General features: G+C 53.9%; 13 protein-coding genes and 2 pseudogenes. 7 read left to right on the forward strand and 8 right to left on the reverse strand.

The window, feature by feature from the left end; all coding sequences use genetic code 11:
- Positions 1-269 precede the first annotated feature (269 nt).
- Positions 270-2,372, forward strand: a complete 2,103-nt coding sequence (gene rmuC, locus FPB55_RS12165; protein ID WP_081264871.1) for a DNA recombination protein RmuC — start codon at positions 270-272, stop codon at positions 2,370-2,372.
- Between the two features lie 355 nt (positions 2,373-2,727).
- Positions 2,728-3,690, forward strand: coding sequence for a phospholipase D family protein (locus FPB55_RS12170; protein ID WP_054889916.1), 963 nt, complete (start codon positions 2,728-2,730; stop codon positions 3,688-3,690).
- 259 nt (positions 3,691-3,949) lie between these two features.
- On the opposite strand, the pseudogene FPB55_RS26600 reads toward FPB55_RS12170, so the two are convergent.
- Positions 3,950-4,135, reverse strand: a pseudogene (locus tag FPB55_RS26600) (hypothetical protein).
- On the opposite strand from FPB55_RS26600, the pseudogene FPB55_RS12180 reads away from it, so the two are divergent.
- Both FPB55_RS12180 and FPB55_RS26260 read left to right on the forward strand, forming a co-directional pair.
- Positions 4,135-4,467, forward strand: a pseudogene (locus FPB55_RS12180) (DUF4113 domain-containing protein); the annotation flags it as partial. The pseudogenes FPB55_RS26600 and FPB55_RS12180 sit on opposite strands and share 1 nt — an antisense overlap.
- Before the next feature lie 264 nt (positions 4,468-4,731).
- Positions 4,732-5,139, forward strand: a complete 408-nt coding sequence (locus tag FPB55_RS26260; protein ID WP_064314782.1) for a hypothetical protein — start codon at positions 4,732-4,734, stop codon at positions 5,137-5,139.
- Positions 5,140-5,283: 144 nt separating this feature from the next.
- Here FPB55_RS26260 and FPB55_RS12190 read toward each other — a convergent pair whose 3' ends face one another.
- The 5 genes from FPB55_RS12190 to FPB55_RS12210 all read right to left on the reverse strand — a co-directional run bounded on the left by FPB55_RS12190 (position 5,284) and on the right by FPB55_RS12210 (position 10,136).
- A complete protein-coding gene (locus FPB55_RS12190; protein ID WP_054889913.1) occupies positions 5,284-6,237 on the reverse strand; it encodes a hypothetical protein in 954 nt (317 codons plus the stop codon).
- Between the two features lie 324 nt (positions 6,238-6,561).
- Entirely contained in the window at positions 6,562-7,008 is a 447-nt protein-coding gene (locus tag FPB55_RS26605) for an abortive infection family protein (RefSeq protein WP_238706633.1), read from the reverse strand.
- A 606-nt stretch (positions 7,009-7,614) separates the two neighbouring features.
- A complete protein-coding gene (locus FPB55_RS12200) occupies positions 7,615-8,151 on the reverse strand; it encodes a hypothetical protein (RefSeq protein WP_137138338.1) in 537 nt (178 codons plus the stop codon).
- 17 nt (positions 8,152-8,168) lie between these two features.
- Entirely contained in the window at positions 8,169-8,972 is an 804-nt protein-coding gene (locus tag FPB55_RS12205; RefSeq protein ID WP_054889911.1) for a hypothetical protein, read from the reverse strand.
- A 300-nt stretch (positions 8,973-9,272) separates the two neighbouring features.
- Complete coding sequence (locus FPB55_RS12210; protein WP_054889910.1) at positions 9,273-10,136, reverse strand: OST-HTH/LOTUS domain-containing protein; 864 nt, start codon at positions 10,134-10,136, stop codon at positions 9,273-9,275.
- 384 nt (positions 10,137-10,520) lie between these two features.
- Here FPB55_RS12210 and FPB55_RS12215 point away from each other — a divergent pair, with 384 nt between their 5' ends.
- Both FPB55_RS12215 and FPB55_RS12220 read left to right on the forward strand, forming a co-directional pair.
- Positions 10,521-10,889 (forward strand): histone-like nucleoid-structuring protein, MvaT/MvaU family, encoded by a 369-nt coding sequence (locus tag FPB55_RS12215; RefSeq protein ID WP_054889909.1) that lies wholly within the window; start codon positions 10,521-10,523, stop codon positions 10,887-10,889.
- A gap of 548 nt (positions 10,890-11,437) precedes the next feature.
- Positions 11,438-11,716 (forward strand): hypothetical protein, encoded by a 279-nt coding sequence (locus tag FPB55_RS12220; protein WP_054889908.1) that lies wholly within the window; start codon positions 11,438-11,440, stop codon positions 11,714-11,716.
- A gap of 246 nt (positions 11,717-11,962) precedes the next feature.
- Here FPB55_RS12220 and FPB55_RS12225 read toward each other — a convergent pair whose 3' ends face one another.
- Positions 11,963-12,181, reverse strand: a complete 219-nt coding sequence (locus tag FPB55_RS12225) for a hypothetical protein (protein WP_054889907.1) — start codon at positions 12,179-12,181, stop codon at positions 11,963-11,965.
- A gap of 423 nt (positions 12,182-12,604) precedes the next feature.
- Here FPB55_RS12225 and FPB55_RS12230 point away from each other — a divergent pair, with 423 nt between their 5' ends.
- Complete coding sequence (locus FPB55_RS12230; protein WP_054889906.1) at positions 12,605-13,393, forward strand: hypothetical protein; 789 nt, start codon at positions 12,605-12,607, stop codon at positions 13,391-13,393.
- A 139-nt stretch (positions 13,394-13,532) separates the two neighbouring features.
- Here the strand turns inward: FPB55_RS12230 and FPB55_RS26265 are convergent, their stop codons facing one another.
- Positions 13,533-13,778 carry a hypothetical protein gene (locus FPB55_RS26265; RefSeq protein ID WP_054889905.1) on the reverse strand — a complete coding sequence of 82 codons (246 nt, stop codon included), beginning with the start codon at positions 13,776-13,778 and terminating at the stop codon, positions 13,533-13,535.
- Positions 13,779-13,850 lie beyond the last annotated feature (72 nt).

Consider the following 13,850-nt stretch of genomic DNA (forward strand, 5'->3'; position numbering starts at 1 on the left):
GATAGGATTTAAAAGTGTTCCAACTCGCCCTGCGGATTCCGCGACCATCCGGCCACTTATTCCATGAACATCCCGCCGTTGATTTCAATCGGCATGAGACTGCGATAGATTCCGTTTCAGGTTTGATTGCGGGCTCTCGTCATTCGTGTATCAAGCGCGACGTCCCTCAGCATCCTGTTGAACATTTTTTATCCTTGGGGTGAGCTACGCTAAAGGCCTGAGACCTCATTCGCCTTAAATAATTACAACTTTGATGTAGGAGAGTGGATATGGAAAATTTGGTGGTTCTCATCATATCGCCATTGCTGACCTTCATCGTGGCCTGGGTGATCGCCAGTTGGCGTGCCCAGCGCAACAACCAGCAGCTCCAGATTGAGCTGGAAGTGACACAGGCCGATCTGACGCGAGTTCAGGCAGAGTTGGCGGAACATCAGGCCACACTTGGCAGCCTGTCTGGAGAGAAAGCAGCACTGGATATTGCTTACGCACGATTGGAAACTGAACGGGATAGCGGTAAGGCACGGATTGACCGTCTTGAGGGTGATATTGTCACCCAGCAAGCTGAGATAGATCGCTTGCGACAATCCGAACAAGCGGCCAAAGAGACAAGTTCGAAAGCACAAGAAGCGGCCGTCAAGCTGCAAGACCAGTTAGCCAGTAATAGTACCGCCTTCAAAGAGCGCCTCGAAGAGAAGGATCAACGCATTTCAGGGCTGGATCAAAAGCAAGTCGCCGCAGAGTTGCAACAAACTAACACAGCGAAGCTGCTGTCCGAAAGTCGAGAGGCACTGAAGAAAGCCCAGACCCAGCTGGAAGAGAAACAGGTTGTTCAAGAGCGTTTTGAACGTGATTGGTTTGCCCAGAAAGCCGAACTCGAGACCCTGCGTCAGACAGAAAAGCAGGCTCGTGAGGTCGGAGCTACGGCACAGGAAGCCGCGAACAAGTTGAAAGAGCAAATTGTAGCTTACAGTACGACCTCCAAGGAGCGTATCGAAGAGAAGGATCAGCGCATCACGCAGCTTGATGAAAAGCTGGCAACCGCCGATGCGGCGCAAAAGCATACCGCTGCTCAACTGGCTGAGATCCGCGAGACACTAAAAAAGGCGCAGACGCAACTGGAAGAAAAGCAGGAGGCGTTAACCAACTACAAAACGTGGTGGGAGCAGTCCAAGATCGAATTGAAGACCACACAAGACCGATATGCGGAACTGGACAACTCCCATGGTCAACTTAAAATTTCCTTGGCTGAAAAGCAGCAACACTTTGACGCGCAGTTGAAGCTGCTGCAGGAGAATCGGGAGGAATTAACCAAGGAGTTCGAACGCCTCGCCAATGAGGTTCTGGAGCGCAAAGGCAAGGCGTTTAAAGAGCTGAACCAGGAGAGCATTACCAACTTGCTCAACCCACTTCATACTGAAATGAAAGGCTTTAAGGCGAAGGTGGAGGACATTCATGCTAAAGATGCGGAGCAGCGCATCGAGCTCAGAACCGAGCTGAAGAACCTACAAACGCTCAACAAGGAAATCACCGACCAAGCCGATAAGCTGACTACCGCCCTGCAAGGCCAGAAGAAGGTGCAGGGAAACTGGGGTGAGCTGATGCTGGAGAACGTACTGGACAATTCAGGCCTGCGACTCGGTATCGACTACAAACGGGAAGTCAGTTTCACCACTGAAGAGGGCCGACAACGTCCCGATGCGATCGTCTACCTGCCACAAAAACAGCATCTGATCATCGATGCCAAGACGTCGTTAATGTCCTACACCCAGTATGTAAACGCCGATAACGATTTGGAGCGCGTTCAAGCGTTGGAGGCCCATACGAAGGCGGTGAGTGACCGGGTCAATGAGTTGGCCGATCGAGATTATTTCAAGCTGCCTGGCCTGAACTCACCCGAGGTGGTGATTATGTTTATTCCGATCGAGTCCGCCTACGTCGAAGCCCTTAAGTACGACGAAACCCTGTTCCAGCGGGCTATCGAACGTAACGTGCTGGTCGCCACGCCCACCACGCTGTTGACCAGTCTTAACATCGTCCGCCAGCTGTGGCGCTTCGAAGATCAGAACAAGCACACAGCTGAACTGGCCAACCGAGCTGAGAAGTTTTACAACAAGCTCAATGGCTTCCTGACCAGCATGCAGGGGGTAGGCAACCAATTGAACAGAGCTCGTGAAAGTTACGACAAGGCCTTCGGTCAGTTGTACATCGGAAAAGGGAACCTGATCAAACAAGCTGCTGAGTTTAAAGACCTGGGTGTGTCTGTCCAGAAAGAGCTGCCGGCCGATCTTGTCGAACGTGCAAACTTAGAGCTAAGCAGTGCCGTCGCAGAACTCGAAGAGATTGAAGCAACAGTATTGATGGCCTCATCATGACTCTATCCGACCTAATAGCTCACACACCAGGATAAGGTGATAGGCATAGGAATGATCCAGTTTAAAAAATCGATGGTGGCCGCCTCCAAGCCAAGGTGAGCAGGCCTTCATTGGTTTTTGCATTACAGGCAAGGGCGCACTTCCCAGAATGCGGATAAAGGACGGTTGCTAGTTGCGGTTACGCGTGGTGGCTAAGTGGCCTATCCTACCTCTGGTGGCTGACGTCATTTAGGTACCAATATTTCCGTAGGGTGCCGTCCGATTATTCAATCAGCGGGCCCTGATCACCTCCGCCGCTCTCCCGCTCCAATCTGGGAGAGTTGCAATACCATTGCCAACGGAAGGAGTCTGCTCAATGTTCTTGGGAAGTCGCGAACAAATTTTGTCGGCAATCAAAAATCTCATTCAGGCCCCCGATGCCGATTACGGCGTGGCAGTCGCTTTCTGGGGTAATGGCTCAGAAGCTCTGATACCCCGCCAAGGAGCCGGCAGGCTGATTTGCAATCTGAGTCACCCTGGAACCAACCCTTATGCTGTAGAACGCATAATGGCGCAGCCTGGCATCCGCATGAGGCAATCTAGCCGACTGCATGCCAAGGTAGTTGTTTCCAATGCGGGCGCTATCGTGGGGTCAGCCAACTTCTCTGATGCTGCTCTCGGGTTCGAGGGGCAGGCATTGGGCTGGACTGAAGCCGGGGTGTTGCTCGACCCTGAGCGCGATGAGTACAAGCAAGTCTTGGACTGGTTCCGGAGCACTTGGGAAAAAGCGGCTGAGGTAGCAGAAACTGATTTGGCAACTGCCAAGGAAAACTGGAAAGCTAGAGGCCTGCCTGAGGCGCCCGTACCTCTTCCTAGTGTGAGCACAAGCGAGTCGAAGCCGGAAGTCACAATTCCCGAGCCGAGCGACCGAGCGCCTGAGCTATACGAGGAAGACATTTTTGAGAAGAAGCCTTTTTTGCGCACCTCCGCTAACCAGATGAGGATGGTCTCCGACACCCTTCAAGGCCTGTTCGATGAGTCTGTGCTAGGGATTGAGTGTGGATCCAGAGACACGAAACCAAAGGACAAGGAGCGATATGCTTCAGCTCATGCGGCCCACATCCTATGGACAGCGAGTGGACAGATCTCTTCTACAAACATCGCGGGAATCTCAGTTTTCAGAAATCCTGAGGACGTCGCCGCGCGATCCAGGGAGATGGGTACCTTCGACCTCGTGCTCTCATTCATAGAGCGGCTCGCGCATGACACCACGCTTCCAGTAAAACCATCGATCAGGTACTGGGCCAAGATTGCTCATAAACAGATAAGGCCACAGTAGCGGCTGGTAGCTCTGCCTGAAAACGGGGGAGGTGAAGAGGCTGTTAGCGCTGAAGCGATTTTATCCCAGATTGCTGATTTAGCTGACCCATGTGCAATTCTGAAATCCCGAGCACGGCCATAACTTACTGGCATTCGAATGGGCCAATGATTTTCGGCAGCTCTGATCAATGTCGCATCAGCGCCAACAAAGTCGTTCCTTCGTGCGACTCCCGGGTGCGCATCTGGCGGTGGGGCGGCCTCTACAGAGAAACACTAGATCAGTCATCCAGGTGCTGCGCCAGAGAGTTCACCAACTCCAGTGGAGTCCGGCTGTCGATCACCTTATAGATCAGATCCCGCTTACCGGGCGGTAGTTTCTTCACCACGCTTTTCGCAGAGGCCCTAATCGTCGAGCCTCAGGCTTGCGTTGCCCTCGGACGTCGAATCGCGTGCCGGTTTGCTATACCCAACAGATGACGCGCGTTTGCTGACAAATGCAGCCCAGGAGGGTATGGAACGCGTGTATCAGGAAGGCTTTCGTTACAGCAAAGCCGAGGTGCTGCTACTTGACCTCAGTAAGCGGAACGAGATCACCGGTGACCTATTCGCTGCTGCCCAGACCGCGACGAGCGAAAAGCTCATGGGAGTGCTTGATGCTGTGAATGGACGATGGGGTAGGGGGACGATGCGTTTGTCGAGCGTCCCGGTCGACCCGTAGTGGGGCATGCGACGGGAGATGATGAGTCAGAGCTTTACCACACGGATTGATGAATTATGGACGGTGTACTGTAAATGAAGACGCGATTGCTAGATTGGACAGAGCCGAAACGAGCACAGAAAAAAGCGGCTACTGAAGACCAGAGCCGCTGTACTGCTGAGCAGTAAGCTGGGCAAGCCCAGCAAGAGAGAGGGGGGGGAATTGCCGCCCCACCCCAGGCGGTGACTAAGATCTACAGCAGGGGGAACCCCCTCCTTCCGATTAAAAGCGCTCCAGCGCCTGGAGCTTCGCCAGCTTGTCCAAGATCTTGGATTTGGCGCTGTCCAACACTATCGGATTGGTTTGAGTCGACAGCTCATCTCGGGGTTTTCTGCCGACGAAATAGCTGATGCGCTCTGCATTAGCGCCAGATGGGTGAGGGAGCCCATCAAGAATTTGTTCGGCTTTCAGCAGGCCTTTGGCCTGCAAATGCTGGAAGACCTCCGCCACCTTCGGCCCGAGCGGTACTTACAAACATTGCGGGCCCAAGACTCTGATCTCTTCCGCCAAGTGGGTTTCAACCTGGCGCCGCAAGCTGGAGCGACTGAGCATGGCTGGGCTGCCGCTGTAGTTCAGACCGTCTACAAAAACTGGATAGCGCAACGCCGAGGTGTAGTGCACCAGATGACGGTGCGTATCGAAGAGTCGAGCGCAGCTGTCGATGTCAAGCAGCGTGTGAACACCTATATGATCAAGCATGTTTTCGCATAGGCCCAGCAAAGCTGGCGGTTGCCTTGGCAGCTTCTCTGGCCTGCTCGATGGAGGCACCTTGCCCCTTCTGCTTTACCAGGCGGCGGATCACTGTGGGGGGCGATTTAACCTAATCGCCAATTACGCGTAGAGCGATGAGCGGGCTTAGGTGTTGTCTTTCTTTTCTTGCGCCCTCCTGAAGGCAAGGGCCATCGTCGTCTTGCCAGGAGGTGGCGGGGGGAGGCGGTTTGGCTGACGGCTGAGGGTGCTCGGGCGTTTGCTCGACTGCGCCGCGACGGTGGAATGGGCGCCGCTGGTTTGGGCTTTCTTCGCCTGAATCCGCTGACTCAGGTCACTTCGCGCATCCGCTAGCAGCAGGAAGGCGCTGAGGGTGATCGGCACCCCATGGGGCAGAAGGATCGACAGCTGCTGGCTGGTGTCGGGGTTGGCTTTAACCATGGCCAGGCTTTTCTCGGAAAATGCCTGAGTGTGTAAATGGTGTTCGACTAGCCGCTGGATGTAGAGGCAAATACGCTGGTGATCCAGGATTCCCGTGATCTTGAGAAAGTCCTTGTCGATGCCGATGATCGACTTGATAGCGAACGGCTGCCAGCCTGAACGTTGCCAAGCATAGCTGGCCGCTTCGGTGCTGGCGTTCGGGGCAGCATCGAGTTTTTCGGGGCGACTGGTGTTGTCTGTAGGCGGGTGGACGTCTTTGTCGATGCCAATGCTCGACTTGATACCGGAAGCCTGCCAGCCGGAAGGTTGCCGAGCATAGCTGGCCGCGCCGTTGCTGGCGCTCGGGGCAGAAGCGAGTTGTCCGGGGCGGCTGGCGTTGTCTGTACACGGGTGCTTGGGCCAAGCTCGTCGAAGAAGACCCGGCCACCACTGGGCGATTGGTAAAAAAATACCGCCGTGCCGCACACGGGGCAGCTGGCATTGGGATTGACGTAGCTGTCGTATGTGCTCGTCAGCGCACGTGGCCACCAGTTTTGCGTAGCGGGCATGAAATTGAAAAAGGGTGAACGCCCTGAATACCCCGAATGCCCCGAATGCCCCGAATGCCCCGAGTGTCCTTCCCCGCCCCAGCCGCAGGTACAATTTTTGGGGTGATTCCATGCGTTGCACATAAACACCTCGTTGTGGTCGTGGTGGCTAAACGCCTTATCTTTCAGTACGTCTCAGCGTAGCAGCCCGTTGCGTGTTATTTGGTGTTCAGATCCGATAGGTGATGGGGGGAGATGACGCTCACTCAGAAAATCCGGAACGCTGTGGCTCACCTGATCTCGATCCGTGAGCACCAGGCCTATAGCTCGAAGGCTTACCTACATCAACAAGGCTGTGCGATGTGATCACTGCCCACCAGACCCCGAGCCTGCCTAGATCGGAGCCCCAATCCGCGCACAGATCCTGGCCCCAGTACCCTGGCAGGACATTCAGGGCCTACTTGCCTGAGTAGGCCTGATCGTGAAGGAACACGATAGCTGAGGCCGTCAGGTTCATCGCATACCTAGCGATATGCTCAGGCACTACCTTCGCGTTTTCTCCTGCGCCATGGGCTGAGCTCAGCTTGTTGCGAAGCGTGCCCACAACCATCAGCGGTGTCTCCCAAAAGCCCTCCATCTGTGTCTGAGCCATGATGGTTCTCAAAAGCTTTGCAGTGCTATCGCCCTCGCTGTAGCCGAAACGCTTCTGGCCGCAGATCACTTTCATGACGCTCTCATAACTGGTGTTGCACTTGGTGACACAGTCACCGAATTTCCGATGCCTGTAGTCTTCAAGCGCGGCCATGAACTCGGTGTTGGCATAGCGAAATGCGGGTTGCCGGAGCAACTGAAGTGCCGGCTCAATTGCCGTTTCATGGATCACCTGACTGTCTTTGAGGATCACCTTCGATTCCTCAAGAAGCCTTATTGTCTGGCTACTGCGGAAATCTTCGCCCTGCCAAGGCTCCCAGACCTGTTTGGTGACAAAGGCAGGTCATCGATGCTTAAGAACTCGTTCAATCGAGTCACGACGTCCACTTGCCGCCCGCCCAGGCACATATGTGCGTCTGCCTGCAGGATGTACTCCACTGCATCGAGAAAGTGGGCATCGCTGCACGTGGTTAGGAACTGCAGGGTATCTTCATGTGGAGATAATCCCTGCCGTTGACTCAATGAGACCCGGCCTACCAAGTAGGTCAATTTTCCATGGAGATGCTCAAGGGTTACAAATAGACCCCCGCCACCCGCATCACGTAGCAGCATGAGCGTCCGTTGCCTGAAGCCTGGGGTCAGCGGCTTTCTGACTGCTGCCTGGTTTTCCTTCCTGCGGGAAAAAATGTTGAAAATATTCCCTATCACATCATCTTCCTGCTGCTAGTTATCTAAGGAACGTATTTCTCGCCCGGTAGCCGTGCCTCCCAGGCAATTAGTCAACGGGTGCAGCACCATCCATCGACCGCCGTTACGCGATCGACTGAACTCCCCGTCCACCTAGCACTTATCACTGCGGTCACTTCACGATAAGCGTCTCTTTTCCTGTCTCAGGGTCACGAGACCACTTAATGTCGCAAGGGTCATCATTCCCAACCTGGCGAAATAACGAAATCACCTCATCGATACTGATGAAGTACAGGCATTTATCCTTGTCGAGATCTGAGCTGAAGAATGCCCCATCCAGTCCGCGCCCCTCAGACATACATGGCGCGAAAACGAAGCTATGAATGATCCGCCCGCAAACAAACATAACGTCTCGCCCCTCCTGACTGGCCTTGGAGAGGTCGTAGAGCTCATCTAGGCGGTGGTTGTTACGCCATGTCACGCGCTTCAGGTTTGGATGCTTATGAAGTGCGATAGAACGGTGGCGGGTCTTGTCGGTGATCTTGACAGGGGCCTCTAGGAGCTTCCTGACGGAATAGAAGCCAATAAAGATGTCGCGTTCCACCTGGGCAAGTTCTTCATCAGACAGGGCACTGGCCGTTTTGAGGTGCTCAAGACGATCTGCCATCTTTAGCAGCGGTTGTTTCCAGTACCAGCTCTGCCAGATCATCTTGTGAGCCTCTGAAGTCACTTCGATTTCTTGATCAAATAGCTGCTGACCGAGGCGCACAGGCCAACTACGAGCTCTGCGTCTTCGAAAGACGGCTCACGCCCTTCCTGGATGTGCCGCCCGAACTCCGAGGCATACGCCCAGGTTTTGATGACAGCCTGATCCAATGGCGCTGGAATCAGTGTTCGGGAATCATTCATGATCTTCCCGAGGGTCGCTTGTTGGTCGCCAGTGACCTGCCGAGCGACGCACTCCAGCGACGCCATGGCATGCTGTATCGCCCCCGTCGGGTCTGGAGACGGTCGGCGTGAAAGATCAGCAATCGCCTGGTGCAATTCCTTGCTGGCCGTGACGTGCCCATGTTGATGCTCAGTTTCTTTCGCCGAGGTCAAAACCTGTTCAAAGGATTCAGAGCCACGGATTTCGATGCGACCATCCAGCAGCTTCCACCCTATGCCGTGCTCAATGAAGAACTCGTTCAGCTCAGTAGTGAAGTGCTCGTACACGCCAGAGTCATAGTTACGGTTGCCGAGGTAATCATCGAGCCGCTCAATGACGTCATACACCTTGAACCACTTGCACTGCTCAAGCCGCTGAACGTTTTCCTCGTGGATATTGGGCCTCTCACTCCAGTTCTGCTTGTCGGGCAAGACCTTCAATGTCTGGCAGATGATTTGGCGCAGATCTGATGGCTTGAGACCACATTCGTAGCTCAATTGAATCAGATACTCCTGCAGCGCTTGCGGTGCGTCTTCCCGGACAGTGATTTCGGCTTTATCGACCTGCGAGAAACCGTTACGCCGTGAAAATGAGTCTTTCATCCTTATCCTCCGCCTCACCTAGTCCGCTGGCAAATCGCCATAGCGATCTGGCTCGATAATGCCTGACATTCCGGGCTTGGGATAGGTAACGGGAATCTATGCTTGACCTGGCCTGAAGACTACGCACTCAACCGCAGCGGTCGATTCAAGCCACGACCTTTGAGGGGCGGCCTCAGTTCTTGCCCGAGCTACCAGTGAAGGGTGTCGTCAATTTCGCCACGGTCATCCACGACTGGCAGCTATCGATCAGACGCCGTCGTTCAGCGCGGTTACAAAAGGAGGGACGATTTAGTTGTCCATTCAGTTGGCCTTACTGCGATACCAGACGACAGTATGCTCATCACCAGCTTGGGATTTTCGTATTTCGAACTGCTGCGATTCGTGCAGGACATGCCTCCAACTGCTGCAACCGTAGCGCTTGGGTGTCTGCTCTGAATCAGTACTACCAATCCAGCGGATGGCTGCATTCAGTCGAGTCCAGCCATCTTCGGCAAGCTTGGTTTCTGCTTCCCGTAAACAGCGGCCTATCCCACTGTCAGGCCAACTGACTGAACCATCCGCGTGGATGCCGTCGAGCACATCTGAAAATGCTTGGCTCTGTACAATCGAAGCCATTTCAGTTCGTGCCTTATCCATGGCTTTGGCCCAGCATTGCAGATTGAGGTAATGCCGATTGATAGCCTCGTAGCTTTCCTCCAGAAAGCCATCCGCTGCCTGGCAGCCTGATTCAGACCAGAGATCGAAACGCTCAAGAAAGTGGTGAACCAGTTCATTGCGCAAGTCGACCAACTCCTTGAGGGTGGCCTTCGTTGCCTCATAGTACTCGGCTGGCATTTCCATCTGGCATCGATAGCTGAACCAGGTCTGCACATTGGCATCGCTTTCCGTCTGTGATTTTTCCTCATTTGGAAGCGACGAGGTCAGAAAGCTTTCGATCAGCATCCCGACCAACGTGCCCATGGTCTTCTTCTGGGTGTGTGTGATCTTCTGCTCCCGGATGGTCTGCAACTGATCTGCAGGGCCACTCAACTCACCATGCGCGACCATGGCTTTCAGCTGCCGTTCGTATTGTTGCAAGCGCAACAGGCAGCGTCCGAGCTTGCGCTGCACGATATGCTGAAGCTCAGATACATCATCAGAGGGGATGGTAGTGATTTCACTCATGAATAATGCTCAGGCATTGTGGTAGAGCAGGAGTGACTCACTGCAATAGACTTGCCCTGCGAGGATAGCTGGCAATGCGTAAACCGGACGCTGTCCAAGCTCAGTGTAGGTTGAACATTTTCAACAGAATCGGTGGATAGCTGCATCGTCGTGCTCCGATCTTAGGGGAAGAAGAACGAAGTGTAGGTGCCAATCACGCATGCCACCCAAAGGCCTCATGCAGGCAGGATTGCAAACGATTGGCCATGGCTGAAAATGGTGGAGCAACATTCGTTACCCTGGATGAGCTTCTCGACGGATGAAGGCTATACCGAGGCAAACAAAACAGCCCTTGATGGTATAGGATGTCAGTCTGTTTCCTACTAATCGTATTGAGGATTACCTATGTCTCGTCTGGCAGAGTTCCGTCAACTTGAGCAGCAATTGGCTGCCCAGCTGGCTGAGCTGGAAGCATTGAAGGGTAGCTCTGAGCTGCAGCAAGAAATCGCTTTTGAGACCAAACTGCGTGACCTGCTGGCCGAGTACGGCTTCAATCTGCGTCACGTCATCAACGTCCTGGATCCGCAAGCAAACCGTCGTGCCTCTGCTCCTGCAGCAGTTGAAAAGGCCCCGCGCCGCGCCCGCCAAGTGAAGCAGTACAAGAACCCGCATAACGGCGAAATCATTGAGACCAAAGGCGGCAATCACAAGCTGCTGAAGGAATGGAAAGCCCAGTACGGCGCCGATGTAGTGGAAGGCTGGCTCGCCCAGTGACGCGCTCCACCGGTAGTTTGCTAAAGCCCCCTAATGAGGGCTTTCTCAATGGGCGTGATGCACCGCGATACCGCGAAGGGCTAGAGGGAGAGTTTCCAGGAAGCACCTGTCGCCAGCTTGTTCTACTTGTGACACGGCAATGAAAGCCTTCAGTTAGTCGGATAGTTCATCGCTGATCCTGCATCATTCTTGAAGGGTGATGGTTGGCTGCAGCGCCGCTACAGGATGTTGAAGCGATACTGCAATGACATTGGGCGAATCTATTTGGTGTTGATGTCATCGCTGTAATGTGTGGCTGAAATTTTTCGAATCGAATCTCCTCAGGACTAATGTGTCCCTTCAAATTCGTAATGAGAAGGTCGGTGGGCGATTCCTCTTACCGGCATAAATGAAGTCAAGGCATCGCAGCGATGCGGCCTTTTTCATTGGTCTGGGGGCGGGGGTTACGTTTCAGGCGAAACGGCGATGATTTCGACTAACTCAATCTTGCCAGCGCAAACTCGGCGGTTCGCTTGTCTACACTGCCCTTAACAATAGGAGCCAGCCCCATGAAAATCGAACAGCGGGAAACCGCGCCCGTGCTAGCCGCCTACCGTTCTCCCAACTTCAACGATCATGCAGAACGGCGCCCGCTCTTGCGTTTCCATGTGGTGCTCGACAATGGGGAGCCCGCGTGCGGCATGGCGGGCGGCTTGTATGGGGAGATTTGGGTAGCAGCCTACCGTCCGGAGCCGGCCGAGCTGGTGCCCGTGGGTGTGCGCTGCCAGAGATCAGGCTGCAAGGAGCGATGGCCGGCACCCATGGCAGAGGCCAAGGGAAACGAATGATAGCGGTCATGGGGTTGATGTCCTTGTGGACGGAGCACCTGACGAAGCCGTGGCATTTTCGAGAGGGGCGTTCTGGTCGTGAAGAGGGATTTGAGCAAAATGCTACTTCCGGATCATCCCATAAAGAGCATCCAGCATTGCCTGTTCTGATTGCGATCAGGCACCGCTTGCATTTGCACTTTTCCAGATATCATTTCGACTCCCAATCAGTCTCAGCACTGTATCGGCTAGCTTCAAGGGGCCCGTTTACGGCCTTACGCTCGCCGCTACTAAATCCGAGATTCCTTGCCGCACCGCATCAATGTTGTCATCAAGGGTTGCCAAGGCTCCGTTTACATTCCCAACCACGCTGTTGGTTCCTCTATCACCAACCCATTTGGCTAGCTCTTCGACTGCGGCGCGCAACGCGTCCTGGTTGTGGCTAAGGCGTTCAAGCACTTCAGCGGCTGTCCGTAGCTCTTTCATGATTAGCGTGTCCTTGTGAGGTGTGCAGCAGACGTTGTATCACGGCTTCCTATCTATAGCAGGGTGAGATAACCGGGGTTGGGTGGCATGCCCAGACTCCCTGTCAATTGAACAACTCTTTACCAGCTTCCTCCGCATCTGCTTAGCCCCGGTAGATATCGCTGCAGAAGCCGGCTGTTCTGTGGTGGGTGGAGCGCTTAAGGAGCGCACGTCAAGGCAGGTGACCAGCCTAAAATGCCATGTACGGTTCACGAGCGAACGTTGGGCCTCCTTCGACTTCTGCCTCTCGCCACCCTTTCATCGATATACCATACCAGCTTAGACTTAGGTGGCTGTGGCAATAGGCTATCTATCGAGAATCTAGCGTACCTATACGGTTCTGGACTCAATTACCAACGCTGAAAATCTAAGGAAGGAAGAATCATGAAGGAAGTCGTTGCTGCGTTAATGCTCGCATCAGGCTTCATGCCTGCGGCTCAGGCGAATGAAAACTTTGACCTGCAATGCACGCTCGATAGTGGGGATGTAATGACCCTCAGTCATGTCAATGATACTGCATACATTGAATTTTTAGCGCCAGATGACGACCCTGATGAAGGTGGAAGCGTGATAAAGCTGAACGCTCCTGCTGGAGGGGTGCAGATTTTTCTGAATCGCAGTCCTCAGGGGGTGGAGTCTTTCGTTCTACGCGGAACCGATGAAGATATCGAAGGGGCTGTTGCGGTCGGGTACGAAAAGGATACTGGGAAACAGAAGGCCTACTTTACTCAGATGAATTCTCTCGGCACGGAGACGGGACATTATGACTGCAAGTCGGAAACCATTAGAGCCTCAAACGTCCTAACGTCAGCAGGGCTCGTAGGTCTGAGCGTCCCTTCACCCGATATGCAAGGAGCTCCTTCAGTTGCAGCGTCTCAGTCAAAGACAGCTCCCGTGAAGGTGGATGTCGGCGATTATCTTTTCCAGTATGGCACTGTCAGGACTCCCTATCGCACCGTGAATATCGTGGGCGTCTCGGAGGGATTGGTAATCAACAGTGTTGTAGTAAACCGTAATCAGTGCTCTGAGTCGATGGGCAATCCGAAGAAACCGATTAGCTTGCCCTTTGGGAAAACGATCACTTACAAGTACAACATTGAATATCGCCGTTGTGATGTCGTAGAGGTTGCGATTAATACGAACCAAGGTGAGTGGGTGTGGCATCCTCAATAGCGCCTCTACGGTACCTACTGAAACTGAAGCCCAGTTAGGCTGTGAATGAAGTAATTCATTTCAGCCCTGCTTGATGGGGAATTGACAAGACGTCCAGACTGCACAAGATCTAAGGAGTGATTTGGTTTCTCGGTGATGTTCACGGGGCTTTGATCATGTGATCCGGCTGGTGACGCTCCATCCTCCCGAGGCTATGGTCTTCCTCGGTGACCTCGAGTGCAGTTTGCCCTTGGACATGATCCTGCGACCGATTCTTGACATCACTGAGGTATGGTTCATCCACGGTAACCATGGCACTGACAGGCTGGCCTACTGGCATAACCTTCATGGCAACAGTCTCGCTGAGCGCAGCTTGCATGGCCGGGTTATAGAGATTGCTGGTCATCGCATGGCGGCTCGGGGGCACATTTGAAGCTCAAGTTTGGCTACCCGGTAGCCCTGCTACGGCATTCAGAAT

This window comes from Pseudomonas sp. BJP69, assembly GCF_007633355.1.
GTDB lineage: Bacteria > Pseudomonadota > Gammaproteobacteria > Pseudomonadales > Pseudomonadaceae > Aquipseudomonas > Aquipseudomonas juntendi.